Origin of the sequence: Vreelandella zhuhanensis, assembly GCF_009793355.1 — a bacterium.
Taxonomy (GTDB): Bacteria; Pseudomonadota; Gammaproteobacteria; order Pseudomonadales; family Halomonadaceae; genus Vreelandella; species Vreelandella zhuhanensis.
The window spans coordinates 1-24,478 of record NZ_WTKP01000010.1 but is presented as its reverse complement, the minus strand read 5'-3'; the positions used below and the strand labels follow the sequence as shown (position 1 = coordinate 24,478).

The 24,478-nt window shown below is 57.1% G+C and carries 24 protein-coding genes and 1 other RNA gene; 16 read left to right on the top strand and 9 right to left on the bottom strand.

The genetic code is table 11. The features are described from left to right. Positions 1-117 precede the first annotated feature (117 nt). Positions 118-708, top strand: coding sequence for a YrbL family protein (locus tag GPM19_RS13370; RefSeq protein WP_160419521.1), 591 nt, complete (start codon positions 118-120; stop codon positions 706-708). Positions 709-914: 206 nt separating this feature from the next. On the opposite strand, the gene GPM19_RS13365 is transcribed toward GPM19_RS13370, so the two are convergent. Beyond that, on the bottom strand, positions 915-1,631 hold the full coding sequence (locus GPM19_RS13365) for a 3-deoxy-D-manno-octulosonic acid kinase (RefSeq protein WP_160419520.1): 717 nt from the start codon (positions 1,629-1,631) through the stop codon (positions 915-917). On the opposite strand from GPM19_RS13365, the gene GPM19_RS13360 reads away from it, so the two are divergent. From GPM19_RS13360 to waaA, 3 genes are read left to right on the top strand one after another with little or no spacing between them, the layout of a single operon-like run. After that, positions 1,630-2,742, top strand: coding sequence for a glycosyltransferase family 9 protein (locus GPM19_RS13360; protein ID WP_160419519.1), 1,113 nt, complete (start codon positions 1,630-1,632; stop codon positions 2,740-2,742). The two genes, GPM19_RS13365 and GPM19_RS13360, sit on opposite strands and share 2 nt — an antisense overlap. Continuing rightward, positions 2,732-4,162, top strand: coding sequence for a bifunctional D-glycero-beta-D-manno-heptose-7-phosphate kinase/D-glycero-beta-D-manno-heptose 1-phosphate adenylyltransferase HldE (hldE, locus tag GPM19_RS13355; RefSeq protein WP_160419518.1), 1,431 nt, complete (start codon positions 2,732-2,734; stop codon positions 4,160-4,162). The genes GPM19_RS13360 and hldE overlap by 11 nt, the downstream gene beginning before the upstream one ends. Further along, positions 4,162-5,481: a lipid IV(A) 3-deoxy-D-manno-octulosonic acid transferase gene (gene waaA, locus GPM19_RS13350; protein ID WP_160419517.1), complete on the top strand. Its 1,320-nt coding sequence runs from the start codon at positions 4,162-4,164 to the stop codon at positions 5,479-5,481. Before hldE ends, waaA begins: the two co-directional genes overlap by 1 nt. Here waaA and rpiA read toward each other — a convergent pair. Continuing rightward, entirely contained in the window at positions 5,478-6,152 is a 675-nt protein-coding gene (gene rpiA / locus GPM19_RS13345; RefSeq protein ID WP_160419516.1) for a ribose-5-phosphate isomerase RpiA, read from the bottom strand. The two genes, waaA and rpiA, sit on opposite strands and share 4 nt — an antisense overlap. 171 nt (positions 6,153-6,323) lie before the next feature. On the opposite strand from rpiA, the gene ilvA reads away from it, so the two are divergent. Continuing rightward, on the top strand, positions 6,324-7,838 hold the full coding sequence (ilvA, locus tag GPM19_RS13340; protein ID WP_160419515.1) for a threonine ammonia-lyase, biosynthetic: 1,515 nt from the start codon (positions 6,324-6,326) through the stop codon (positions 7,836-7,838). Positions 7,839-8,270: 432 nt separating this feature from the next. Here the strand turns inward: ilvA and GPM19_RS13335 are convergent, their stop codons facing one another. The 3 genes from GPM19_RS13335 to GPM19_RS13325 all read right to left on the bottom strand — a co-directional run bounded on the left by GPM19_RS13335 (position 8,271) and on the right by GPM19_RS13325 (position 9,442). Beyond that, positions 8,271-8,915: a 5-formyltetrahydrofolate cyclo-ligase gene (locus GPM19_RS13335; RefSeq protein ID WP_160419514.1), complete on the bottom strand. Its 645-nt coding sequence runs from the start codon at positions 8,913-8,915 to the stop codon at positions 8,271-8,273. 1 nt (position 8,916) lies between these two features. Next, positions 8,917-9,100, bottom strand: a non-coding RNA gene (gene ssrS / locus GPM19_RS13330) — 6S RNA. 42 nt (positions 9,101-9,142) lie between these two features. Beyond that, positions 9,143-9,442, bottom strand: a complete 300-nt coding sequence (locus tag GPM19_RS13325) for a cell division protein ZapA (RefSeq protein ID WP_160419513.1) — start codon at positions 9,440-9,442, stop codon at positions 9,143-9,145. 147 nt (positions 9,443-9,589) lie between these two features. Here GPM19_RS13325 and GPM19_RS13320 point away from each other — a divergent pair, with 147 nt between their 5' ends. From GPM19_RS13320 to GPM19_RS13305, 4 genes are read left to right on the top strand one after another with little or no spacing between them, the layout of a single operon-like run. Next, entirely contained in the window at positions 9,590-10,165 is a 576-nt protein-coding gene (locus tag GPM19_RS13320; protein WP_160419512.1) for a UPF0149 family protein, read from the top strand. Between the two features lie 23 nt (positions 10,166-10,188). Then, the gene (gene pepP, locus GPM19_RS13315) at positions 10,189-11,538 is read left to right on the top strand and encodes a Xaa-Pro aminopeptidase (protein WP_160419511.1); all 1,350 of its coding nucleotides are present in this window, start codon (positions 10,189-10,191) and stop codon (positions 11,536-11,538) included. Between the two features lie 57 nt (positions 11,539-11,595). Further along, positions 11,596-12,816: a 2-octaprenyl-6-methoxyphenyl hydroxylase gene (ubiH, locus tag GPM19_RS13310; protein ID WP_160419510.1), complete on the top strand. Its 1,221-nt coding sequence runs from the start codon at positions 11,596-11,598 to the stop codon at positions 12,814-12,816. A 56-nt stretch (positions 12,817-12,872) separates the two neighbouring features. Then, positions 12,873-14,123, top strand: a complete 1,251-nt coding sequence (locus tag GPM19_RS13305) for a UbiH/UbiF/VisC/COQ6 family ubiquinone biosynthesis hydroxylase (protein ID WP_160419509.1) — start codon at positions 12,873-12,875, stop codon at positions 14,121-14,123. Between the two features lie 21 nt (positions 14,124-14,144). Here the strand turns inward: GPM19_RS13305 and GPM19_RS13300 are convergent, their stop codons facing one another. The 3 genes from GPM19_RS13300 to gpmI all read right to left on the bottom strand — a co-directional run bounded on the left by GPM19_RS13300 (position 14,145) and on the right by gpmI (position 18,287). Beyond that, the gene (locus tag GPM19_RS13300; protein WP_160419508.1) at positions 14,145-15,440 is read right to left on the bottom strand and encodes a S41 family peptidase; all 1,296 of its coding nucleotides are present in this window, start codon (positions 15,438-15,440) and stop codon (positions 14,145-14,147) included. Positions 15,441-15,570: 130 nt separating this feature from the next. Further along, on the bottom strand, positions 15,571-16,716 hold the full coding sequence (locus GPM19_RS13295) for a murein hydrolase activator EnvC family protein (protein WP_160419507.1): 1,146 nt from the start codon (positions 16,714-16,716) through the stop codon (positions 15,571-15,573). Between the two features lie 5 nt (positions 16,717-16,721). Then, a complete protein-coding gene (gene gpmI, locus GPM19_RS13290) occupies positions 16,722-18,287 on the bottom strand; it encodes a 2,3-bisphosphoglycerate-independent phosphoglycerate mutase (RefSeq protein ID WP_160419506.1) in 1,566 nt (521 codons plus the stop codon). Positions 18,288-18,506: 219 nt separating this feature from the next. On the opposite strand from gpmI, the gene GPM19_RS13285 reads away from it, so the two are divergent. The 7 genes from GPM19_RS13285 to ruvX all read left to right on the top strand — a co-directional run bounded on the left by GPM19_RS13285 (position 18,507) and on the right by ruvX (position 23,215). Then, a complete protein-coding gene (locus tag GPM19_RS13285; RefSeq protein ID WP_160419505.1) occupies positions 18,507-18,929 on the top strand; it encodes a rhodanese-like domain-containing protein in 423 nt (140 codons plus the stop codon). Positions 18,930-18,992: 63 nt separating this feature from the next. Beyond that, positions 18,993-19,496, top strand: a complete 504-nt coding sequence (secB, locus tag GPM19_RS13280) for a protein-export chaperone SecB (protein ID WP_160419504.1) — start codon at positions 18,993-18,995, stop codon at positions 19,494-19,496. Positions 19,497-19,500: 4 nt separating this feature from the next. After that, positions 19,501-20,259 (top strand): 16S rRNA (uracil(1498)-N(3))-methyltransferase, encoded by a 759-nt coding sequence (locus tag GPM19_RS13275; protein ID WP_227842438.1) that lies wholly within the window; start codon positions 19,501-19,503, stop codon positions 20,257-20,259. Between the two features lie 88 nt (positions 20,260-20,347). Continuing rightward, positions 20,348-21,043: a CvfB family protein gene (locus GPM19_RS13270; protein ID WP_160419503.1), complete on the top strand. Its 696-nt coding sequence runs from the start codon at positions 20,348-20,350 to the stop codon at positions 21,041-21,043. An 81-nt stretch (positions 21,044-21,124) separates the two neighbouring features. Next, the gene (gene gshB / locus GPM19_RS13265) at positions 21,125-22,081 is read left to right on the top strand and encodes a glutathione synthase (RefSeq protein WP_160419502.1); all 957 of its coding nucleotides are present in this window, start codon (positions 21,125-21,127) and stop codon (positions 22,079-22,081) included. A gap of 121 nt (positions 22,082-22,202) precedes the next feature. Continuing rightward, on the top strand, positions 22,203-22,760 hold the full coding sequence (locus GPM19_RS13260) for a YqgE/AlgH family protein (RefSeq protein ID WP_160419501.1): 558 nt from the start codon (positions 22,203-22,205) through the stop codon (positions 22,758-22,760). Continuing rightward, on the top strand, positions 22,760-23,215 hold the full coding sequence (gene ruvX, locus GPM19_RS13255; protein WP_160419500.1) for a Holliday junction resolvase RuvX: 456 nt from the start codon (positions 22,760-22,762) through the stop codon (positions 23,213-23,215). The genes GPM19_RS13260 and ruvX overlap by 1 nt, the downstream gene beginning before the upstream one ends. Before the next feature lie 15 nt (positions 23,216-23,230). Here ruvX and GPM19_RS13250 read toward each other — a convergent pair whose 3' ends face one another. Then, positions 23,231-24,256 (bottom strand): aspartate carbamoyltransferase, encoded by a 1,026-nt coding sequence (locus GPM19_RS13250; RefSeq protein WP_160419499.1) that lies wholly within the window; start codon positions 24,254-24,256, stop codon positions 23,231-23,233. Positions 24,257-24,478: the final 222 nt, after the last annotated feature.

The following is a 24,478-nucleotide window of genomic DNA, read 5'->3' as shown; positions in this document are numbered from 1 at the left end:
AGTTTAGGCAAGGGAAATGTTTAGAAATGTTAGCAACTATGCAAATAGGTTTTATTGTAGAGCGTGAAGAGACCGTTTTATATTTGATTAAGAAATTCTTGGTTGTTTAATATAAATATGAATGATTTTTATCTTAAAAGTAAGTTGGAATTAAATGAAGATGCTTTGTTTTCGTCAGGATCGGAAAGGGACTGTTATTTATATAAGGATAAAGGTAAGTTTTTTTGTGTTAAAGTTTCGCATGGAAGAGATAGAAATAAAAAACAAAATGAAAAAGAGGCAGGCTATTATAGTTATTTAGCTCTAAATAGAAAGAGTTTTTTTCATATACCTAAATGCTATGGGTGGGTCGAGACGGACAAAGGCGCAGGTTTGGTTTTTGATTTTATTATGGACTCAAATGGTAAGCCAGCTAAAAATTTAGAAGATTATATATTGAATAAAGGAGTTGATGAGAGTTTATGGAGTGGGTTGTTAACGCTTAAGGATTACTTGATTAAGAATAATATTATTGTTTGTGACCTCAAAGAAAAAAATGTTTTATACCAATGCAGGGGTGATGATGAAGTGTTTCTTTGGATTGTCGATGGAATAGGAGATAGGGGGTTTTTGAAGTTATCCTCAGTTATTAGGATAATAGGTAGGAAAAAAATAAAACGTCACTGGAAAAGATTTTTGATGCGTTTAGAAAGACTAAGGAAATTCTGATTAACTCTTTGGATTTTCGATAATGACCGTATAGTAAGCCATTTCTGTATACTGTCATGCAAAACCAAGATTATTTATCGTGACTACCCCGAGGAAGCCAAGCGAATCATTCGTCACGCCAACGCTTATGTAGCGCAATTCATGGATGAGAAGCGTGAGAGGCTGATAGGGCTACTGGTTATGCGCAAATATTTTGAAAAATCGGGTCAGTTACCTCCATTATTGTAATAACCCTGATAAATCATCTGCATGAGCGGGGAGTCGGTAAATTTCTTCACAGATCTCTCAAGCCTGCCGAGGTTAGACTGCTGCCATTTACCCGGCTGGCGCAGCCGGCAGCGATCCAGGTCAATCAGCCATACCTGATCCTGGTCGTCCACGAGCAGGTTGCGTGCATTAAGATCGACATGGTCCAGGCCTGCCTCGTGAAAACGGCGAACTGTTTCTCCCACCCGTCTGAGTAAGGCGCTATCGGCGTTGCCCTCCAGCAAACGGTCCGCCAGGGCGCGGGCGTCGTGGATACGCACGGTGATCAGCGCGGCTTCATAGGTGAGGCCATGGCGTGTCACGCTAGCGGCAACTGGCCTGGGTACTGGCAGGCCGCGCTCGAAAAGCTCAGCGGTGAGGCGTAGTTCGCGAAAGGCCCGCGTGTTTTCAAGCCCTGTCCAGAGGTAGCGAGCATCACTTAGCCTGGCGACCAAGCCGCCACGGCGGTAGGGTCTGAGCACCCACTGAGCATTGCCTGCATCCAGAAAAAGACTCGAGCCTCGGCCCGGTGCTTCTCCTATCACCTTACCTTGGCGACGCCAATGATCAGGCTCGAACCATGCGCTACCGATTTGGTGGGAAAGGCCGGCGTCCCATAAACTGTCCACCTCATGTAAAATGAGACTCTTTCCCTGCTGGAGTGTCGCCAAGCGCATGAAGTCCCCTTTGCCTGTTAATCCCGAACATATCGCCATTCTTCGCCTTTCCGCGTTGGGCGATGTGTGCAATCTGGTGCCGACGGTGCGTGCCTTGCAGCGCCAATGGCCGAAGGCACGCATCACCTGGATCATCGGCAAGGGAGAATACAGTTTACTGGCCGGGCTTTCCGGGGTCGAGTTCATCGTTTACGACAAGGCGACAGGGCTTGCCGGCATGCGCACGCTGTGGCGGGAGCTTTCCGCGACTCGTTTCGATGTGTTGCTCCACATGCAGCAAGCCATTCGCGCAAGCATCTTGTCGCTGGGTCTGAAAGCCGAGGTGCGTGTCGGTTACGACAAGGCGCGCGCCAAGGATGCCCAGCATTGGTTCACTCAGTACCAGCTGGCTCCGCATCCCCGTGCCCATGTACTGGAATCGTTCATGGATTTCGCCCGGCTGTTGGGAGTGGAAGATGACTCCTTGGAGTGGAACATGCCGGTGCCCGGCATTGCCTATGAAGAGGCCTTATCACTGAGTGGCGAAACTCCTTATCTGGTGATCAATCCCTGCAGCAGTGCGCGAATTGGCAATAAACGTAATTGGTCTGTGGAAGGATACGCTAGCGTGGTGGAACACGCCTGGATACATCACGGCCTCAAAAGTGTGTTGACCGGAGGTGGAAGCCCTCGAGAGCGTGAGATGGGCGATCAAATTGAAGCCCTGTGTCAACCAGGTAGTGTGATTAATGCGATCGGCGGCACGTCGCTGAAAGGCGCATTAGCACTCATTGACCAAGCGCGCGCTGTCATTGCACCTGATACAGGCCCAGTGCATATGGCGAATGCAATGAGGACTCCCACCCTAGGGTTATACGCTTCAAATGACCCGAACCGCACCGGCCCTTATTTATGGCGTGACTTTGCCGTCAATGCCTACCCAGATGCAGTGCGTACCTACTTGCACAAGAGTGTGGAAGAAGTGAGTTGGGGGCAACGTGTACGCCACCCCGATGCCATGGAGCTCATTAGCGCCGAGCATGTAATCGCCAAGCTGGATAGTCTTTTGGCCGATACCGTGGCGCATACACCCGATTATTCATCCGAGACAGGAAGCGCCCATGAAAGTTGATCTCACCGCCTTCGAGCAAGCTCGGGTACTGGTCGTCGGTGACGTCATGCTGGACCGCTATTGGCATGGCGGTACCTCGCGTATTTCCCCCGAGGCGCCGGTACCGGTGGTGCGAGTGGAAAATGCTGAAGATCGCCCCGGCGGCGCCGCCAACGTGGCATTGAACGTAGCGGCATTGGGTGGGCATGCCGCCTTGGCCGGTGTGGTCGGCTGCGATGAAAATGCCCGCCTGTTGGAAGAACGGCTAGTATCCGCCGAAGTAAATACTTACTTTCAGCACAGCAACGAGGTGCCGACCATTACCAAGCTGCGGGTGATGAGTCGCAACCAGCAGTTACTGCGCCTGGATTTCGAAGACCCCCTTGAAGCGGTGAATACCGATGAGCTGCTGGTATCGGTGGAACGAGCCTTGCCCGCCTGTGACGTGGTGGTGCTTTCCGATTATGGCAAGGGAACCCTTGATCAGATCGAGCGTTTGATCGACTTGGCACGTGCCCATGGCAAGCGTGTCTTGGTCGACCCTAAAGGCCGGGATTTTTCACGTTACCGAGGCGCCAGTGTGATAACGCCTAACCTGGCGGAATTCGAAGCCATTGCCGGGCCTTGCCGTACGGATGCCGAGCTTGCCCAGCGTGGTGAAGCCCTGCGTGCGGAACTCGCATTGGAAGCGTTGCTGATCACTCGCAGTGAAAAGGGCATGACCTTGATTCGCGAAGGGCACGCCCCCTTGCATCTGCCCACCCGTGCTCAGGAAGTCTTCGATGTCACCGGTGCCGGCGATACGGTAATCGGGGTGCTGGGGCTGGCATTGGCGGCGGGGCATGGCCTGCCTGAAGCGATGATGCTGGCCAACCTGGCAGCGGGCTTGGTCGTGGCCAAGCCGGGCACCGCCACGCTCTCGGTTGCTGAGCTGTATACCGCCTTGCACGGTGACAAACTGGCTGAATTCGGCGTGATAGATCCAACGCTGCTGGTGGAAGCGGTACGCGCTGCACAAGCGCGTGGTGAACGCGTGGTAATGACCAATGGCTGCTTCGACATTCTGCACGCCGGACACGTGGCCTATCTCGAGCAGGCCAAGCGATTAGGCGAGCGGCTGATCGTGGCGGTCAACGACGATGCCTCGATCGCACGCCTTAAAGGGCCTCAGCGACCGATCAATCCACTGGCCAGACGCATGCAGGTGTTGGCAGGGTTGGGCGCAGTCGACTGGGTGGTCCCGTTTGCCGAGGACACGCCGCAAGCGCTGATCGAGGCGGTATTGCCTGACGTCCTGGTAAAGGGCGGTGACTATCATCCCGATGACATCGCCGGCGGTACCGCCGTGCGGGCCAATGGCGGCGAAGTCAAGGTGCTGGGGTTCGAAGACGGCGTTTCCACCACGGCCATGATCGCAACCATCATTGATCGTGAGCGCTGATGGGCCTCTCGAAAAAGCTTCCACGCTATCTTTACAGTGCCGCACTCTATGCACTTTCCCCCCTTATCTGGTGGCGAATCTATCGAGAGCAAGTACCCACTAACTCGCGCTGGGAACGATTGGGCTTCTCTCCTGACTTACCTGCCGATGCACCTGTGATCTGGCTGCATTGTGCCTCGGTGGGTGAAGTCCGTGCGGCTAGGCCGTTGCTTGAGGCGCTCTTGGCGCGCTATCCCGCCCACAGAGTGCTACTCACCACCATGACGGCGACCGGCGCCCAGCAAGCCCAGGCTCTCATAGCGGGAAAAGGTAGTTCGCGCCTTGCTCACGGGTTCTTGCCCCTGGACTTTCCCGGTGCCGCCCGGCGATTTGTACGCCGCGTTCGCCCGGTGCTGGCGCTGATGTTCGAAACGGAACTCTGGCCTAACCTTCTTGATGCCTGTCATCGCCGCAAGGTGCCAGTGGCCGTGGTGAATGGGCGGTTATCGCCCGGTGCCTTTAGCCGCTATCAGCGCATTCGTCCGTTATTGAGCACTGCTTTGCAGCAAGTCACCTGGTTGGCGGCCAAGTCCGAGGCGGATGCCGAGCGTTTTCGGGCACTGGGCATGGTCCAGGATAAAACCACGGTGATAGGGTCGCTGAAATTCGATATGCCCTCTCAGGATAAGGCGCTAAAAGAAGGTGAGCACTTACGTCACGGTTTCGGAAAACGGCCTGTGTGGGTGGCCGGTTCCACCCGTGACGGCGAAGAAAAATTGCTGCTGGTAGCCCATCGGCAATTACGCCAAAAGCTGCCCGAGGCATTACTGATCCTCGTGCCGCGCCATCCCCAACGCTTCGAGGAAGTCGCCAGGTTATGTGAAAGCTTTGGGCTATCCACGGTGAGGCGCAGTCGGAATCAAGCCGTGCAGCCGCATACGGCGGTGTATCTCGGCGATACGTTGGGCGAGCTTGCCATGCTTTACGCGGCGGGCGACATGGCGTTTGTCGGCGGTAGCCTGGTGCCGTTGGGCGGGCATAATGTGCTGGAACCGGCAGCCTTGGGCCTACCAGTGATTAGCGGGCCGTCATGGGAGAATTTCGAGGATGTCGCCCCGCTGCTGTATCAGGCCGGCGCCTTGACCCGCGTCGAGAACAGCCAATCGCTCAGCGAGGCGCTTTATCAATTGGCTTGTCAGCCAGCGCTACGTCAACAGCAGGGTGACACTGCACAAAACGTGGTGAAAGCCCATCAAGGGGCGCTGCAGCGCACGCTCGATGGGCTTGAGAGGTTATTGCCAGCGACGGTTTCACAACTTGGCTCAAGTGAGCCGACTTAGCGTAGCGCTGTACGCTCCACACCGTCCTCCTTGCCCAGCAGCAGCACATCGGCGCCCCGAGCGGCAAACAAGCCGTTGGTTACCACTCCCACGATATTGTTGAGCTGGGTTTCCATGGCGAGAGGGTCTTCGATCATGAAATCGAAACAATCGATGATCTGGTTACCGTTATCGGTGATCACACCTTCGCGATAAACCGGATCAGCGCCTAGCTTGACCAATTCGCGGGCCACATAGGAGCGCGCCATGGGAATCACTTCAATGGGCAGCGGAAAGGCGCCCAATTGAGCGACGTACTTGGAGCCGTCGGCGATGCAGATGAAGCGTTCGGCGCAGGCGGCTACAACCTTTTCTTGAGTGAGGGCGGCACCGCCACCCTTGATCATATGCAAGCGAGCGGTTACTTCGTCGGCACCGTCGATGTAAAAAGGCACGGTGCCCACGCTATTGAGCGGAAACACTTCGATGCCATGACGTTCCAGGCGTTCGGCACTGGCTTTTGAGCTGGCCACGGCGCCCTTGAAGTAGCCACTGTGTTTTGCCAGTCGGTCGATAAACAGGTTGGCCGTGGATCCTGTGCCGATCCCTAACACCGTGTCTTTATCCAGCCAGGGTTCGATTTCACGGAGAGCGGCGTCAGCGACGGCGGATTTGAGTTCGTCTTGGGTCATGAGGGACTGCCTTTGCAAGGTCGGGAAAGATAGCGGCAATGCTAAGTCATTATATCGCCCAAATGTGGGCCTGCCGAGGATGAGTGCTGGACGTCACGGCTAGCGATCTGCTACGAATAAGGGCTTTATTCGCGCCGACATGGCGCTTTGCCAAGTTTTTGGGATAACAGAATGCTCGAAGCTACCGTCAAGAAAATTCTCCAGTCACGGGTGTATGAAGCCGCTTGGGAAACCCCGATGTCACCCGCCCCCTTTTTGTCGCGTCGCTTCGATAACCAGATTCTGATTAAACGCGAAGATCTGCAACCAGTGTACTCGTTCAAGATTCGCGGTGCCTACAACAAGATGGCGCAGCTCAGCGAGGAGCAAAAGGCCAAGGGCGTGATCGCGGCATCCGCCGGAAATCATGCCCAAGGTCTGGCCATGGCGGCCAAGTTGATGGGGGTAAAAGCAGTCATTGTGATGCCGCGTATCACCCCGGATATCAAGGTGGCTGCGGTACGTGCCCGGGGAGCGAAAGTGATTCTCAAGGGCGATGCCTTTGCCGAAGCGTCGGAGCATGCCCAGCAGCTGATCAAGGAACATGGTTACACCTACATTCCCCCCTTTGACGATATTGATGTAGTCGCCGGCCAAGGCACCGTGGCCATGGAAATCTTGCGTCAGCATAGTGGCCCCTTGGATGCGATCTTCGTCCCGGTGGGGGGTGGTGGTCTCATTGCCGGGGTGGCGGCGTACGTGAAGTACCTGCGCCCGGACATCAAGGTGATCGGTGTGGAAGCCGAAGACAGCGCTTGTCTCAAGGCGGCAATGGAGGCTGGCGAGCGGGTGGTGCTGGACCAGGTCGGCGTCTTCGCTGAAGGGGTCGCGGTGGCCCAGATCGGGGAAATCCCATTTTCGATCATGCGTGACCTGATTGATGGCGTGATCACCGTCACTACCGATGAAATCTGTGCCGCGGTCAAGGATATCTTCGAGGACACCCGGGCGGTTTCGGAAACTTCCGGCGCCTTGTCCTTGGCGGGTCTCAAGAAATACGTTCAGCAAACCGGGGTAAAAGGACAAACGCTGGTATGTATTAATTCGGGTGCCAATACCAATTTCGATCGTTTGCAGCATATTGCTGAACGTACCGAGCTTGGCGAGCAGCGCGAAGCCATTCTGGCAGTGACCATTGCCGAAAAGCCGGGCAGTTTCAAGAAGTTCTGCCGTACGCTGGGCAAACGCATGGTGACTGAATTCAGCTACCGATACGCGGACACTGACGACGCGCATATTTTTGTGGGTATTCAGGTAAAACCTGGCGGTGAGGATCGCCAGGCGGTGTTGACCAAGCTGCGAGAAGCTGACTATGACGTGGAAGACCTGACCGACAATGAGCTGGCCAAGCTGCATATCCGTCATCTCGCTGGCGGGCGCCCTTGCGAGGAATTTACCGAAGAGCTTTATCGCTTTGAGTTTCCCGAACGTCCCGGTGCCTTGATGAACTTCCTGACCCGGCTTCCGCATAACTGGAATATTTCCCTGTTCCATTATCGTAATCATGGAGCAGCCTACGGCCGTGTGCTGGTAGGAATGCAGGTGCCCAACGGCGACCGGGTGCATGTGGAAGACTACCTGGATACCATTGGTTATCGTTATTGGAAGGAAAGTGACAACCCTGCCTACCGGCTGTTCATGGCGTAAAAAAAGCAAGTAATCATTCATCCCTGGGGTTAGGAGTGGAAGGGGTTCTCTGAATGATTCAATTGGGTGGTCAAATAACGTTGACAACAGTTGTCATAGGGCCGCTTGTGGCCCTATAGTCACGCCACTATCGGCAAGGCCGCGCTAATGCCTTTGAGCCCCCATTTTTGATGGCGCCGAAAACCGGCGCCGTTATCATCGCAAACCGTTGGAGAAGATACATGCGGCGTAGAAAGCCTGACCTGGTAATGGCTTTGATGATGGTGTTCGCCTTGGGCGTGTTGGTTACTGGATATGCCCAGGCGCTGTCGGGTGGTTGATCCGGCAAACGATCTATCGCAAAGAACATTCCATTCGCAAAGATTATTATTACCAGTCAGAAAATATGGGTCAGCTCTACCGAGCTGACCCATATTTTTATTCACATCATGCTTAAGGCCGCACGACTTCCTGGTCACTGACAATGGCCTGCAGAGAAATGTCCCAAGGCTCGGGCGGCAAATGGGGCACCTGCTGACAGCTGTGCGCCACGCCGATCAGCCAAGGACGCGGCCGACGCCGCCGAGTGAAGGCCAGGGTACGATCATAGAATCCGCCTCCCATCCCCATGCGGTTGCCTTGCGCATCAAACCCGACTAGCGGAACGATCATCACATCCAGCCCCCAGGCAGGCAGGCGGTTGCGGCGCTGGGCACTGTAACGTGGTGCAGGCTCAAAAATGCCGAAGCGATTTTTTATCATCGGCGTATTGGGCCGGTATTCGACCAGCCATAAGTGATTCTCGGCAAACGGCCGCAAAACTGGCAGATAGACGCGTACATTGCGGCGACGTAGCCAGCCGATAAGTGGCGTAGGATCGATTTCTCCACCGACCGGCAAATACAGGCTGATGCGTCGGGCACGGCGTATTTCCGGCAACTGCTTTAGTCGCTGGCAGAGGCGTCGTGAGGCGTCACGTTGTTGACGAGGCGTGAGCCCACGCCGGCGTCGGCGTAATTCGCGACGTAGCGAAGGTTTATCGATCGGGTGGGAAGCTGACAAAGAAGCAGGGTAGGCGATGTCGGCGTAAGGTGGCATGGTGTTCCCCAGAGTGCCGCTGTCATTCTGGCCCTGAACCCATTGGTTCAAGGTGGGTGGCCGCAGCCAAGCCGTCAGGCTTTCCGTAGCACGGACATGCACACGGGCTTGGCTAGCATTTGGCCCCCTGGGTATTGCGCATAGGCTCAAGGACGATAAATGACTGGCAAACACCCCAGGGAACCTCTTTATTCTAACAGAGGCTGGCGTAATGCCAAAGACCCGTATCAATTACCTCTTGAATCGGGCAATGCTTTCTCGAGACGCTCATTCAAACGGGTGATGGTTACTTCCCCGGCACGCCGCTCATCTAAGGTTTCAAGCAGTTCATGGGTGATATTGAGGGCGGCCATCACGGCAATGCGCTCGTTGCCGAGAACATTGCCTTGGCCATGAATGCCGTGCATGGCGCGGTCCAGATAGCGAGCGGCACGTTCGAGCTTGGCTTCTTCGCCGGGGTCGCAGGCAATCTTGTAATGGCGCCCGAGTAGGGTGATTTCGGCTGTCGGCCGCTTGGCGTCGCTCATGAAAGGCTCCGGCGCGGGCCAGTTGGTGGCCCGATGCGTTAACATCACATCAGGTGATGGATGTATCAGCGCTCACTATAAGAGAGCCGCTTGCGGGCGGTCAACGCGATACGCCGGTTCGACCCGCTAATTCAACGGAGTTTTGTTATGTCCCTACTCGATGAACGACAGGATTTTTCTGATATCGCCGATGTCTTCTTGTTGCACGGCAGCATGCAGTCACCAGCATTTCTTGATGGACGTCTATGCGCGCTGCTGGCACTGCATGAGGTCACTCCCCAGGCCTGGTTGGAAGAAGTCTGCCAGGGGCTGGGTGTTGAACAGCCGCGTGATCCGGCCAGCGCCGAGCGGCTGCTGGGTTGGCGGCGGCAAACGTTGGAGGCGTTGGCCGCCAGCGAAATGAATTACGAGCCAATTCTGCCGGATGAACTGTATTCCCTGGCTGAACAAGCCACCGGACTCAAGGAGTGGGCACAGGGCTTTCTGGAACTGGTGGATGAAGCCGACGAGACCCAACGCAAGCAGTGGTCGGATACCCTTAAAGAGGTGTTGGCCGACCTGCATGGCCTGGAGCAGATTGAAACCGACATCGACGATAGCCCGGAAAATGAAAACGATCTTTTTGCCTTGACGGAACATGCGCGTATGGCCGCGATGTTGCTTTATACCGAACAGCATCCCGGCAAGCCGCAGGTCGAACAGGTCGATGCTCCCGTCCATTGATTCCCCAATTCGCAGGAGTACCCATGCTTCCCGAGATTTTGCCGCGCCCGGCCCCCATTTCCTCCGCGGAATATCGCAGCCGCCGCGAAACACTGATGGCACGCTTGCCTCCTAAGGCAGCCGTGTTGGTGCCTGGCGCCTGCTTGGCAACACGTTCTCGCGATAGTGATTATCCGTTTCGTCAGAACAGTGATTTTTACTACTTAACCGGCTGCGTAGAGCCAGAGGCGTTGTTGGTGTTGTTGCCAGGACGCACTGAAGGCGAAAGCGTAGTGTTCTGCCAGGACCGGGACCCGGCGATGGAGGCCTGGAATGGCATTCGCCTGGGTGCGGAAGGGGCGGTGGCAACCCATGGGGTCGATCAAGCCTTCGAGAATGCCGAGCGTGACGACTGTTTGCAGACGCTTCTCGAGGGGCGGGAATTACTTTACTTGCCTCTGGACGATGCCTCCGCACTGGAATTGGCCGAGGAGACCTTTCAGCAAGCGCTAGCCCGCCAACGGCGGGGAGGGTTGGGGGTACAAGGCTTTATCGATGTAGCGCCTTTTATCCATGAGCAGCGTCTGATCAAGAGCGACGCCGAGCTTGCCCTGATGCGGCATGCCGCCGCCATTTCCGCGCGCGCCCATCAACGGGCCATGCGGGGCGCGCGACCGGGGCTTTTTGAATACCACCTTCAGGCAGAATTGGAGCACGAATTTGTCTGGCAAGGTGGTAGCGGCCCAGCTTACAGCACGATTGTGGGCGGTGGCGCCAATGCTTGTGTGCTGCACTATATTGAAAATAGCGCCCCCCTCAATGACGGCGACCTGGTGCTGATCGATGCCGGTGCCGAATTCGATCTATATGCCGGTGACATTACTCGCACCTTTCCCATAAACGGTCGTTTCAGCGATGCCCAGCGTGCGCTGTATCAGGTGGTGCTCAGGGCACAGGAAAATGCGGTGGCGGCGGTACGCCCCGGCACCACCCTGGTGGATATTCATGCGGGGGTGGTACGTGACCTGACGGAAGGATTGGTCGCCTTGGGGCTGTTGCAAGGCGATATCCAGGCATGTATCGATGAGCAACGCTATCGGCGTTTTTACCTGCATTCCACCTCGCATTGGCTGGGACTGGATGTGCATGACGTGGGAACGCCTCGTCTGGATCCTGAAACGCCCCGCCCTCTGGCTCCCGGTATGGTACTGACCGTCGAGCCAGGGCTTTATATTCCGGCTGACGACGACATTCCGCTGGCGTTGCGTGGCATAGGTATCCGTATCGAAGACGATGTGCTGGTAACGGCTGAAAGCCATGAGGTATTGACCGCCGGCGTGCCCAAACAGCTTGCTGATATCGAAGCGCTAATGGCTAAAAAACAACCAGTTTAATGATGGTCTTTTTCGTCATTATGTAATGTACGTTACGAAATGAGGTGCTCGGTAGCCATGAACAACCCTGTAAAGGCGTCTTCAGCCTCTGTGGATATTGCAATTATTGGCGGCGGCCTGGTGGGCGCCAGCCTGGGCTGTGCACTGGCACCGCTGGTCGATCGCCATGGCTGGCGAGTGGCGGTCATCGAAGCCACCGCCTTGCCGAAAGCCTCGGAGATGAGCTGGCAGCCGAGTTTCGATGCGCGCGCCAGTGCGATTGCCGAGGGGTCGGCGCAGCGTTTTCGTCAGCTGGGAGTGTGGCCTGCCATGGCCGAGCAAGCGGCCACGATTGCACGCATCCATATCAGTGAGCGTGGCCGCATGGGGACGACGCGTTTGAGCGCCGATGAGCTGGGCGTAAAAGCGCTGGGGCATGTGATTCCCAATGCCTGGATGGGACAGGTATTACATCGGCGGTTGGCGGAACTGCCTCTGGAATGGCATTGCCCGGCTCGCGTGGAAACGATTACCCCCGAGGCGGGAGGGCATCGGTTACGTCTGTCAGATGGCAGCGAATTAACCCCTGCCTTGACCGTGCTGGCTGACGGCGGGCGCTCCGGGCTGAAAGAGCAATTGGGAATCAGCAGCGAGAAGGTGCCCTATGACCAGACGGCGCTGATAACCAATGTGGCGGTAAGCAAGCCCCATCAAGGAATAGCCTACGAGCGTTTCACCCAGGACGGGCCGATTGCCTTGTTGCCGCTCCCGGGGCAGGCTATGGAGCTGGTGTGGACCCATCAGCATGGGAGTGAAAAAAGCCGTATGGCGCTTTCCGACGGTGCTTTCCTGCAACAGTTACAGCAGGCTTTCGGTGATCGTGCCGGGCGTTTTACCCGTGTGGGCAGCCGCCATGCCTACCCCCTCTCGTTGGTGACGGCCCAGGAGACGGTACGTCCGGGATTGGCGGTGCTGGGCAATGCCGCTCATGCGCTGCATCCGGTGGCAGGGCAAGGCTTCAATCTGGCCTTGCGGGGGGTCATGGATCTGGTCGAGGCGCTGGAGACAGGAAAACAGCACGGCCATCGGCTTGGGTCGATGGAGACACTGCTGGATTTCGAGCAGCGTCGTGCCCGCGATCGCCACAACGTGATACGTTTCAGCGATGGGCTGGTGCGCCTGTTCGGTGTCAATCATCCATTGCTGTCTCACGCCCGGGCTGCCGGGCTGGTCGGGCTGAACCTACTCGGTCCCTTGCGCAAAAGCCTGGCACGGCGCGCTATGGGGCTGGAGCGTTAAGCGCATGAATACCCAGTTCGGTTTTGAGATGAACGTCATCAAACAAAGGAGTGGTTATGACCGAAGAAGCTAACGCCGAGGCCGCGTACTTTGATGTCATCGTGGTGGGTGGTGGCATGGTAGGCGCAGCGCTGACCACTCTGTTGGCGGAAGCCGGTATGCAGGTGGCCATGGTGGAGGCCCGGCCGGCCCCCTTGGGGCTTGAAAACGTGGGCACTGGGTTGCCTGCTCCGCGGGTAAGTGCCTTGACCCCGGTATCGCAGCGCTTGTTGACCCATCTAGGCGCATGGCCGTTGATGCAGGCCAAGCGCGTGACGCCCTATCGCTATATGCAGGTATGGGATGCGGAGGGTAGCGGGGAAGTGAAATTTTCCGCCGAGCAAGCCGGAGTGACGGTGCTAGGGCATATTGTCGAGAATGATGTCACCCAGGCGGCCCTGGAAACCCGGCTTGCGCGGCACTCCCAGGCCCACCTGTATTACGCTGCCAAAGTGAGCGCATTACATTCTTCTTCCACCGGCGCGCGCCGGCTGGTGCTGGACGATGGTCGTGAGCTGGAGGCGCCCTTGATAGTGGCGGCGGATGGCGCGCATTCCTCTCTACGCCGCATGGCAGGCATCAGTGTGAGTCGGGAAGATACCGGCCAGTATGCCGTGGTGACCACCATACGCTGTGCGAAGCCGCATGGGGGTAACGCACGTCAAGCATTCCTGGCCGGTTCGCCATTGGCTTTCTTGCCCTTGACGGTCGACGGTGATGAGCATTATTGCTCCATCGTATGGTCGACCTCAGCCGAGCATGCCGAAGCGTTATGTGCGATGTCGCGTGCGGAGCTCGGCGATGCCTTGAGCGCGGCATTCGGTGAGCATTCAGGTGAGGTTCAGGTATGTGATGACGCCCGCTGTTTTCCACTGATACAGCGACATGCCCATCATTACGTCCTGAACGGCCTGGCCCTGGTCGGCGATGCCGCCCACAGTATCCATCCGCTGGCAGGACAAGGAGTGAACCTGGGATTTATGGATGCCGCCGTATTGGCGGAAGAAGTGGTCACTGCCTGGCGGCGGGGCGCCCCTTGGGGAGACGCCCGTATTCTTGCGCGTTACGAGCGCCGTCGGCGTTGGGATAACACCAGCATGCTGGCGCTGATGATGGGGTTCAGGCAGTTATTCGGTGCGCGCCACCCGGTGGTTACCCTAGTGCGAAATCTGGGCTTGAACAGTGTTGATCGGGTTTCTCTGATCAAACGGTTGTTGATGCGTCAGGCAACTGGCGAACGCGGGCGGTTGCCGGCCAGCTGTCGCTGAACCGGCTTGCCGGTAAAAGCCCTAGCGTCGACGTCGGTCGACGACATTGAGCGCCTTGAGCAGGTTCAAGGCTTCTCCAAGTTGGTAATCGTCGCGTAGCCGCTGAGCGACCTCCTGGCGATCGCGCGGCGCCTCGAGCGAACGCAAGTGGCCTTCGAGGTCGGCCTCGCGAATTTCACGGCGAGATTCGGCGACTTCCAGGCGGCCACGCACCACTTCCACATCGGGTTCGATGCCCTGGGCCTGAATTGAACGCCCGTTGGGCGTGAAATACAGCGCGGTGGTCAGTTTCAGGCCTTCCCCGTTACCCAAGGGCATGACTTGTTGCACCGAGCCCTTGCCGAAGCTGTCGGTACCCATCACCACGCCACGGCGCTGATCCTGCAAGGCGCCAGCGACGATTTCCGCTGCCGAGGCGCTACCGCTGTTGATCAATATCACCAGCGGCACGTCGGCGGCAGGGGTGGAGGGGGTGGCGGAAAATTCCATCTGGTTATCGGAGAGCCGCCCTTCGGTGTAGACGATCAAGCCTTCCTCAAGAAAGATGTCAGCCACATCCACCGCGGCCTGAAGCACGCCGCCGGGATTGTTGCGCAGATCCAGCACCAGCCCTTCGAGGGGTTGGTCGCGTGACATTCTTTCCAGCGCTTCCTGGGTCTGTTGCGCGGTGCGCGCCTGGAACTGGCTAATGCGCAAGTAACCATAGCCCGGCTCCAGCAAGTCGTGTTTGACACTCTCGGTGCGCACGATTTCGCGGGTCAGGGTCACTTCGCGAGGTGCATCGTCACCACTGCGCAAAAGCATCAGCTGGATATCGGTGCCGGGCTCGCCGCGCATCAGGTTGACGGCTTCCTGAAGTGACATGCCTTCGGTCGGGGTGCCTTCGATACTGATGATAAGGTCGCGTGGTTGGAGCCCCGCACGTGACGCCGGGGTGTCATCGATCGGTGTGACGACCGTTAATTGGCCGTTCTCCATGCCCACTTCGATACCGATGCCCCCAAACTCGCCTTGGGTCGACTCACGCAGGCTCTGATATTCCTCGCTATCGAGATAGGCGGAATGCGGATCGAGCTCGCTAAGCATGCCGCGCATGGCGTTGCGCAATAAGGTGCGGTCATCGACTTCTTCCACGTAGGCACGCTTGATACGTTCGAACACTTCGGCAAAGGTTTGAATGTCTTCCAGCGGAAGCTCATCGGTAGCCGGACTTTGCTGGGCGATACCGGGCAGCGGCGCCGCCAGCAGCACAACCGGAAGCAAGCTCAGCAAAAAGCGCTTGGCGGGAACCGGAAGGTGATTAACAGTTAGCGTCATGCAAACTCCGCAAGGCAGGGGCAGTACACTGCGCTTTATATGGTCAGGATTTTTGTGGTCAAGGTTTTATAGTCAGGATGGCTGTCAGCTTATCCCTTCCGTGGCGTGAGAGGAAAGCGTAGCTCCACGCTTAACGGTTAGCGATCCAGCGTTGGGGGTTGATCGGCTCCCCCCCTTGGCGAACTTCAAAATACAGCGCCGCCTCGGGCCTGCCGCCGCTGTCACCCACGCGGCCCAATTCATCGCCACGTGCAATCTTCTGACCCGGTCGAACACTGAAATGTTGCAGATGGGCATGCAGGGTCATGATCTGGTCGCCGTGATCAACGATCAGTAAATTACCAAAGCCACGCATCCAGTCGGCAAACACCACGCGGCCGGTGTGTACGGCGGTCACCGTTGTGCCGGCACTGGCCTGTATCACGATACCGTTATGATGCACGCCCTCGCTATTTTGAAAGCGCGAGGTGATCGTGCCTTGCACCGGCCAGGGCAAGTCGCCTTGGGTGCGCGCCATCTGGGTGCTGGGCGTGGGTTGTGCCAGGCGTGCAAGCTCCGCCTGTATTTCGCGCAGGGTACGTTCAGCTTGGTCGCGATTCTGATTGAGGCTTTCCAGGCGGGCTTCTTCCGTGGCGTAGCGGGCGTCCAGGCCACTAAGCAACTGGCGCCGTTCGGCCGTTTGTTGGGCTAACTGGGCACTTTGGGTCTCTAGCTGCTCTGAGAGCTTGTGCAGGCGTTCACTGCGGGTGGCCAGTTCGCGCTGAGTGTCTAAAAGGGCAGCGTCGAGTCGGGCGATAGTGGTCAGGCGCTGCGCGCGAGCCTCGGTCAGATGGTTGAGGTAGGCTTGCATGCGGTCCAGCTCCGCCGGGTCGTCCTGGTTGAGCAAGAGTTTCAGCTGAGGGGTGGCGCCAAGACGATAAAGGGCGTCAAGCTGCGCGCCCAGTGCCTGCTGTTGGGTGTCACGCTCGTTTTCCAGGGTTTCACGGTGGGCGTTGAGTTGCTCGGTTTCGGCATTCAACTGGCGACGCTGCGCCTGAAGGTGGTCTAGGCGTTGGTGGGTGTCGGCCAGTTGGGTTTCCACGGCACGCAATTCGCTCCCGGCCTTGTCGCGGGCTTCGCGGGTGTCGCCCAGGCGCCGGGAAAGCGCCTGAATCTGTTCGCCGACCGCATCGAGCTGTTGGCGGGCCGCCTCTTCACCCATGCTAGCGTGGCCGGCGGAGGTTATTCCCAGCGCCAGAAGCAACACCGCCAAGAACTCGAGGTGGCGTTTGCGCATGGGGCTCACTCGAGACGAATCAATGGTTTTCCCGTCATGGCAGTGGGAACAGGCTGGTTCATCAGGGTCAGCAAGGTGGGAGCAAGGTCGCATAGGCGTCCATCTTCGAGGTGTGCCGGACGCTTGCCGACATAAATAAGCGGCACTTCAAAGGTGGTGTGAGACGTCTGAGTAACGCCGGTTTCCGGGTTGACCATTTGTTCGGCATTGCCGTGATCGGCAGTGATCAGGCAGGCGCCGCCGACACGTTCAATGGCTTCCACCACACGGGCAACGCATTGATCCACTGTTTCAATCGCTTTGACCGCTGCATCGAAGTCGCCGCTGTGACCCACCATGTCGCCGTTGGCGTAGTTGCACACGATCAGGTCGAAGGCTTGGCCATCAATCGCTTCGACCAGCTTGTCGGTGACTTCGACGGCGCTCATTTCGGGTTTTTCGTCGTAGGTTTTAACGTCCTGGGGGGAAGGCACCAGGATGCGCGTTTCTCCATCAAACTCCGTCTCACGACCACCGGAGAAGAAAAACGTCACATGGGCGTACTTCTCGGTTTCGGCGATACGCAGCTGGGTTAAGCCGCGATTTTCCATGACTTCACCCAACGTATCGGCCAGATCCGCAGGAGGAAAGGCGGCTGGCGCAGGGATATCGGCGGCGTATTGGGTCAGCATCACCAAGCCGTCAGCAGCCAGGACGGGGTGAGCACGCCGTGGAAAACCGTTGAAGTCGGGGTCGACAAAGGCGCGAGTCAATTCGCGGGCACGGTCGGCTCGGAAGTTCATGAAAATCGCTGCATCGCCGTCTTCAATAGCGACGGTCTGGCCATTAGGGCGAATGCTGGTGGCGTGAACGAATTCATCGGTTTCATTGCGAGCATAGGCGGCATGCAGGGCACTTTCAGCGCTACTTGCCTGATACTCGCTTTCACCTTCGGTCAGCAAGCGGTAGGCCTGCTCCACCCGCTCCCAGCGATTGTCACGATCCAGGGCGTAAAAACGCCCGATAATGGAAGCGACAAAGCCATTTTCCGCACCGACCAGTTCGGCCAGGCGTTGATTGGCACGCTCAAGCGAAGGCAGAGCGCTCTGGGGAGGCATGTCACGGCCATCGAGAAAGGCGTGAAAATAAATGCGTTGTGCCCCACGGCGTGTGGCAAGCTCGGCCATGGCAAGAAAGTGGTCTTCATGGCTGTGAACCCCACCGGGCGAAAGCAGACCTAACAGGTGAACGGCGCCCCCCTGGGCTACCGCGGCATCAATGGGCGCAGTCAGGGTGGTGTTGGCATCCAGCTCACCGTCTTCAACCGCCTTGGTGATCCGGGTGAAGTCCTGGTAGACGATACGCCCGGCCCCCAGGTTCATGTGGCCCACCTCGGAGTTACCCATTTGGCCATCCGGCAAACCAACATGGCGCCCGTCGGTATGCACCAGCGCATGGGGACATTGCGACCACAGCTGATCCATGGTCGGCGTATGGGCCGCTGCCACCGCATTATGAGCGGTGTCCGGATTGTGGCCGTAGCCATCAAGAATAATCAACGCCACCGGGCGCGGAGTTGCTGAAATGTCCATGAAAACCTCGTTGTTCTGGCACGTCGGGGTTGGCAAGCGATACGCGCTATTGAGCGGATCAAGGTCGCGACGGGCGTCGGCTTGGGGCATCATAGCGCAGGCAACCCTTGGGCGTCATGGCAGATGCCTGCGCACTAAAGGGTGTGGCGTGTATACTTGTCGCGTTTCATCCACGGCTCGGCCGTTTTTTTCCGCATAGACCAAGAGATTGTGTACGCGATGATCGATCAGCTGTTCGAATTCGTGCAAAACCATCCCCTGCTTGTCGGGGCTTTCCTGCTGGTATTGATCACCTGGCTTGTCTACGAGGCACGTAGCGCTGCGACCAATGCAGTGACGTCGCCTCAAGCGACCCAGCTTATCAACCGCGAAGACGCGGTAGTGGTGGATATCCGCGAGGAAAAGGACTTCAAGGCCGGCCATATCGCCGGTGCACGCCATCTTCCGCAGAGTAAGCTGGAAAGCCGGATGTCAGAGCTGGAGAAGCTCAAGAGCCAGCCGATCATTCTGGTTTGCAAGCATGGCCAGAGTGCCGGTGCAGCGCAGGCTAAGCTCACCAAGGCAGGATTTGAGCATGTTCATAAGCTCAAGGGTGGCATGGCGCAATGGCAAGCCGATGGCCTGCCGGTGGTTAGAAAGTAAGCTCGGTTGACCAAGCTGACGCTTTCTACTTTATTTTTACTGTTATATGACAAGGAGTTTCCCATGGCGGAAGACAATAACCAGAGTGCCGGCGCGCAGGCAGCCGCCGAAGGCGAAAAACCGCAGCTGAAATTTTCGCTGCAGCGCATTTACGTCAAGGATATTTCCTTTGAGTCGCCCAATTCGCCGGGGGTGTTTCAGCAGGCTTTCAAACCCAAGGTCAGCCTTGACTTGAATACCAGCAGCCAGAAAGTGGATGACAACCTCTATGAAGTGGTGATCAAGGTCACCGCTCAGGTCAAAGATAACGAAACTGAAATGACCTCCTTTCTGGCGGAGATCGAACAGGCCGGCCTGTTCCGCATTTCCGGGATTGAAGGTGCACAGCTGGATCAAACCCTGGGCGCGTTCTGCCCCAACCTTCTGTTCCCGTACGCACGTGAATGTGTGGACAACCTGGTAAACCGCGGTGGTTTCCCGCCGTTGATGTTGGCGCCGGTCAATTTCGAAGCGATGTACGCCCAGAAGAAACAGCGTGAAGCCCAGCAGGCTGAGCAGACACAGTAAGTAAATGCTGACGTCTTCTGATTGGTATGCCCAGCACGGCAAGATGCCGCGTCTGTACGTACCCGTGGCGTTTGCGCCAGGGGCTCAGGTGGTGTTGCCGGAAGGTTCGGCACGCCACCTGACGCGGGTGCTGCGTATGGGTGTGGGCGCAACGCTGGTAATGTTCGATGGCCAAGGGCGTGAAGCCGGCGCTCGGTTGAGCGAGGTGAATCGCAAGCAAACCGTAGTTGAGATAGAGGCTTGCTGGCCGGGACAGGCGGAATCCCCGCTTGCCGTGCATCTGGGCCAAGCGATTTCCAAGGGGGATCGCATGGACTACGCTATCCAGAAAGCGGTGGAGCTGGGCGTTGCCGCCATTACCCCCCTTTATACCGAGCACGGTGATGTGCGCTTGAAAGGCGAGCGAGAGGCGAAAAAGCTCGCGCATTGGCAAGCGGTGGCGGTGAGCGCTTGTGAGCAATGTGGCCGCGCCACGGTGCCGCCGGTGCATCCACCCCTTGCCTTGGCCGACTGGCTTGCCAAGCGTGATGAAAGCTTATGTCTGGTTCTGCATCCTGCCACTCAAGGGGCGCTCGAACAGGCGGTTTCCCCCGAGAAGGTGGCGCTGTTGATCGGCCCTGAAGGTGGGCTATCCTCCCAGGAGGTCGAGGCAGCACTGGCCGCCGGGTTTTCTTCGCTGACGCTGGGTCCGCGTATCCTGCGCACCGAAACCGCGCCGGTGGTGGCTCTTTCTCTCCTTCAGGATCGTTTTGGGGATCTTTGAGTTTATTTTTCCCCAGCTATTTTTTTTGCATCAGTTTTTGTCTGCACCACCATTTTTTCTTCGGCATTCTTTTTCCAGGAAGACACCAATGGCTCATGAACCCCAAGTGCCTGCTCCCGGGCTGCTCGTTTCAGGTAAGGCTCAACTCGGGGATGTGGCCTATTTGAAGGTAGTCACGGTGAATGATACCGGGGCTTTTCTCGACTGGGGCCAGCCCAAGGATCTGTTGCTACCCTACAGCGAACAGCGCTTTCGTCCTGATCCGGGCAAGCGCGTGCTGGTGAAGGTATATGAAGACGAACGCGGCAGACCGGTTGCGACGATGCGTCTGGATCGCTTCCTGACCGACGACGCCTGGGTTCTGGAAGAAGGCGAAGCGGTGGACTTGGTCGTTGCGGATGCCACCGATCTGGGGATGAAAGTGGTGGTCAATCATCGCTACTGGGGATTGATCTTTCAGGATGACATTACCCAGCCGCTGAGGCGCGGCCAAGCACTCACTGGCTATGTCAAACAGCGCCGTGACGATGGGCGGTTGGATATTTCCTTGTTACCGCCGGGCGCCGCTCGTCTGGATGTGGTGGGTGACAAGATTCTGGAGGCTCTGCGTTTGAGCGGAGGCTATTTACCTTTGGGCGACAAGAGTGCCGCCAATGAAATCAAGGCGCGCCTGGGTGTCAGTAAAAGTGCCTATAAGCAGGCCATTGGCCGGCTTTACAAACAACGCCTGATCTCTCTTGAACCGAATGCTATTCGCCTGCTTCCGGGAGCTTTGGATGAATGAGTGCATTATCCAGGACGGTTGGACGGGAGCCAGCCGTGCGGCATACTGCCAGTCTATTGTTCTTGCCGGAATGTTGCCTAGATGAGCCAAAATAGCTTCAAGCTCGGCGTGGTAATGGATACCATTGCCGACCTCGCCTACAAGAAAGATTCGACCCTGGCCATGTTATGGGCCGCTCAGGATCGCGGTCACTCACTGCATTATATGGAACAGCAGGATCTGTTTCTGAATGCAGGCCAGGCTTATGCCCGCATCCGCCCCTTAACGGTACATCGTGACCCGGTTCGCTGGTTCACATTGGGTGAAGCAGAGGCACGGCCGCTGGCTGAGCTGGATGCGATCCTTATGCGTAAGGATCCCCCGGTGGATCTCGAGTTTACCAACGCCATTCACCTCTTGGGCTTTGCCGAACGTGAGGGCGTATTGGTGGTCAATCCCACCAGGGCGTTGCTTGAATGTAATGAAAAGCTATTTGCCCAGCAATTTCCCCAGTGTTGCCCGCCGTCGCTGGTGGCCAGCAATGTCGATGTGTTGCGTGCCTTCCATGCCGAGCATGGGGATGTGATCTTCAAGCCGCTGGATGGCATGGGCGGCACGGGTATCTTCCACATTACCCCTGAGGGTCGCAATCTGGGCGCGGTGCTCGAACAACTGACGCTACAAGGCCATCGGCAGATCATGGCGCAGCGCTATTTGCCGGCAATCAAGGAGGGGGATACCCGAATTCTGCTGGTTGATGGTGAACCCGTGCCCTATGGCTTGGCACGCATACCCTCCGCTGGGGAGACTCGCGGTAACCTGGCGGCAGGAGGACAGGGTGTCACCCGCGAATTGACCGAACGCGATCACTGGCTGATTCAACAGATACAGCCCATGATTCGTGAAAAGAACCTGATATTCGTAGGGCTGGATGTGATTGGTGATTATATTACTGAAATCAACGTCACCAGCCCCACTTGTGTGCGTGAAATCGACGACCAGCGGGGCACCGATATCGCTGGCCTGTTGCTGGATGCCATCGAGCGTCGTCTAGCGTAATGCGTCCGCTTTTTTATTGTTTAGCCGGCCGGGATAGGGTGCCTGTGGCGCTGTGGTTTACGTTCCGGTCAGGCATCGATCAGATGGAGCGTCGGCACTTGCCTGAACGCCCGGGAGCCTCATGCAAAGTTTGAAACATCATTTCCTTCTTGCCATGCCGCATCAGGAAGACCCCAACTTTTCCGGTAGTCTGGTCTATCTCTGTGACCATGATGAAAACGGCAGCATGGGAGTGATCGTCAACCATCCTTTGGATGTTACCTTGGATGCTCTCTTCGATCAGCTGGAGTTGGGAGGCGAGGAAAGTCCGCATCGTGAGACGCCGGTATATTTCGGAGGACCGATGCACAAGGACCGTGGCTTTATTCTGCATCGCGGTGACAGCGACGATTGGGACTCCAGTATCCAAGTCGAAGACGGAATCGCGCTGACCACCTCCATGGATATTTTGCAGGCCCTGGCGGTCGGCCGAGGCCCTGAGCATTTTCTGGTGTGCCTTGGCTGCGCAGGCTGGGACGCCGGGCATATGGAAGAGGAGCTCAAGGATAATGCCTGGCTGACGGTGGAAGGGCAGAGCAATATCCTGTTTAGCATGCCTCCCGCCGAGCGCCTGTCGGCAGCGGCGGGGGTGCTGGGTATTGATCTCAATCTGATGACGCGAGACGCGGGGCACGCCTGATGGCCGAGGTAGGACAGCGTCTGGTGTTGGCATTCGATTATGGTACGCGCCGCATCGGGGTAGCCGTCGGCAATGAAATGCTGCATAGCGCGCGGGAGCTTTCTGCGCTACCGGCCCGCGATGGCATTCCCGATTGGAATGTCGTCGCCCGGCTCATCGACGAATGGCAACCGGATGTTTTCGTGGTGGGGCTGCCGATCAACATGGATGGCAGTGAATCTGCAATGAGTACGCGCGCGCGTAAATTCGGCAACCGACTCCATGGGCGTTACGGCAAGCCTTGCGAAATGATCGATGAACGCGGCTCCACTCGTGAAGCCAAATCGATTGCTCGCGAAGCCGGCCATCGTGGCAACTATCGCGAGCACAGCGTGGACGGTATCGCTGCGGTATTGATTCTTGAAGGTTGGTTCGCCCACAGAGAAGGGTTGCCAGGTGGGCGAAGCGCGCTTTAATGAAGTAACCTCGGTTTAGCGATCCAGGACGCCAATCTGCTTGGGTACGAACCAGCGTACCGGGCGCATATTCTCTTCGATCAAATCCTCCACCTTTAACAAGGTAGCGAAAATCGCCATACGCATGGGGATGCCGTTATCAGTCTGGCGAAAGATCGCCAGGCGTGGGTCACCGTTCAAATCCACATTGAGATCGTTAGCACCGGACCGGCTGTCGCGAGGCAACGGATGCATCACAATGGTGGTCGGTGAACAGTGCTGGTCAAGAAAAGCGCGGTCAACGATGAAGTCCTGGGAGACACCACTAAAACTCTCATTCATTTCCGTGGTGAAACGTTCTTTCTGGATACGCGTGGTATACACCACATCCAAGTCAGAAAAATCGCACGACAAGGTGTCGCGCTGTTCAATCTGATGCCCGCGAGATGCTACGAGATCGATCAGATATCCCGGCATTTCCAATCCCGGTGGGGAAACCAGGGTGATGCGCAAAGGGTCGTAAAGCGATAACAGCTTAATCAAGGAATGCACTGTCCGGCCATACTTCAGGTCACCAGTGAGCAGAATGTGAGCTCCAGCCAGTTTTTTGCCTAGCCGAGCAAATTCCTTGTCGATGGTATAAAGATCCAGCAATGCCTGGCTGGGGTGTTCGCCGGGGCCATCCCCCCCATTGATGACAGGCACATTCGTTGCAGCGGCAAATTCCGCCACTGAGCCTTGTTCAGGATGACGCATCACTATGGCGTCTACATAGCCGCTCATTACGCGACTGGTATCATAAAGCGATTCCCCTTTCGCCATTGAAGAAAACGTGAACCCGGTGGTGTCGCATACGCTGCCCCCTAGCCGGCAGAAGGCGGCATTGAAACTCACACGGGTTCGGGTGCTGGCCTCAAAGAATAAATTGCCCAGAACAGCACCCTCAAGCACGCGAGTAATCCGGCGGCGTTGAGCGATCGGTTCCATGCGTGCTGCAACGCGCAGTAGGTGATCAACGTTTTCGCGCTCTAGGGAGTCGACGGAAAGCAGGTGGGAACTCATCTCGAACCTCGGCGATTAGGGAAGTAGCCTCTAGTGTAACCGTGTGGGCTGGCTACCCCGAAGGGCTTTTATAGGAGGTTTCCGGTCTTTTTGGGGTTTTTTATCTCCAGGGCTTGCCAGTGTCCCGGCCAGGAGGTAGAGTACGCATCCGCTGCCGGGAACGCCAGGCGTTTCCAGCGGTGGAGCTTGCTGAAAAGCAAGCAGTGTCAATGAGTTAGCGCT

Coding starts and splice junctions, on each gene's coding strand:
- ilvA (WP_160419515.1), top strand. CDS start 6,324: ATGCTCGAAGCTACCGTCAAGAAAATTCTCCAGTCACGGGTGTATGAA.
- GPM19_RS13360 (WP_160419519.1), top strand. CDS start 1,630: ATGAAGTCCCCTTTGCCTGTTAATCCCGAACATATCGCCATTCTTCGC.
- ubiH (WP_160419510.1), top strand. CDS start 11,596: ATGAACAACCCTGTAAAGGCGTCTTCAGCCTCTGTGGATATTGCAATT.
- GPM19_RS13270 (WP_160419503.1), top strand. CDS start 20,348: ATGGCTCATGAACCCCAAGTGCCTGCTCCCGGGCTGCTCGTTTCAGGT.
- GPM19_RS13300 (WP_160419508.1), bottom strand. CDS start 15,440: ATGACGCTAACTGTTAATCACCTTCCGGTTCCCGCCAAGCGCTTTTTG.
- GPM19_RS13365 (WP_160419520.1), bottom strand. CDS start 1,631: ATGCGCTTGGCGACACTCCAGCAGGGAAAGAGTCTCATTTTACATGAG.
- gpmI (WP_160419506.1), bottom strand. CDS start 18,287: ATGGACATTTCAGCAACTCCGCGCCCGGTGGCGTTGATTATTCTTGAT.
- GPM19_RS13285 (WP_160419505.1), top strand. CDS start 18,507: ATGATCGATCAGCTGTTCGAATTCGTGCAAAACCATCCCCTGCTTGTC.
- GPM19_RS13260 (WP_160419501.1), top strand. CDS start 22,203: ATGCAAAGTTTGAAACATCATTTCCTTCTTGCCATGCCGCATCAGGAA.
- hldE (WP_160419518.1), top strand. CDS start 2,732: ATGAAAGTTGATCTCACCGCCTTCGAGCAAGCTCGGGTACTGGTCGTC.
- waaA (WP_160419517.1), top strand. CDS start 4,162: ATGGGCCTCTCGAAAAAGCTTCCACGCTATCTTTACAGTGCCGCACTC.
- GPM19_RS13305 (WP_160419509.1), top strand. CDS start 12,873: ATGACCGAAGAAGCTAACGCCGAGGCCGCGTACTTTGATGTCATCGTG.
- GPM19_RS13250 (WP_160419499.1), bottom strand. CDS start 24,256: ATGAGTTCCCACCTGCTTTCCGTCGACTCCCTAGAGCGCGAAAACGTT.
- GPM19_RS13320 (WP_160419512.1), top strand. CDS start 9,590: ATGTCCCTACTCGATGAACGACAGGATTTTTCTGATATCGCCGATGTC.
- GPM19_RS13275 (WP_227842438.1), top strand. CDS start 19,501: ATGCTGACGTCTTCTGATTGGTATGCCCAGCACGGCAAGATGCCGCGT.
- GPM19_RS13370 (WP_160419521.1), top strand. CDS start 118: ATGAATGATTTTTATCTTAAAAGTAAGTTGGAATTAAATGAAGATGCT.
- ruvX (WP_160419500.1), top strand. CDS start 22,760: ATGGCCGAGGTAGGACAGCGTCTGGTGTTGGCATTCGATTATGGTACG.
- rpiA (WP_160419516.1), bottom strand. CDS start 6,152: ATGACCCAAGACGAACTCAAATCCGCCGTCGCTGACGCCGCTCTCCGT.
- pepP (WP_160419511.1), top strand. CDS start 10,189: ATGCTTCCCGAGATTTTGCCGCGCCCGGCCCCCATTTCCTCCGCGGAA.
- GPM19_RS13325 (WP_160419513.1), bottom strand. CDS start 9,442: ATGAGCGACGCCAAGCGGCCGACAGCCGAAATCACCCTACTCGGGCGC.
- secB (WP_160419504.1), top strand. CDS start 18,993: ATGGCGGAAGACAATAACCAGAGTGCCGGCGCGCAGGCAGCCGCCGAA.
- gshB (WP_160419502.1), top strand. CDS start 21,125: ATGAGCCAAAATAGCTTCAAGCTCGGCGTGGTAATGGATACCATTGCC.
- GPM19_RS13335 (WP_160419514.1), bottom strand. CDS start 8,915: ATGCCACCTTACGCCGACATCGCCTACCCTGCTTCTTTGTCAGCTTCC.
- GPM19_RS13295 (WP_160419507.1), bottom strand. CDS start 16,716: ATGCGCAAACGCCACCTCGAGTTCTTGGCGGTGTTGCTTCTGGCGCTG.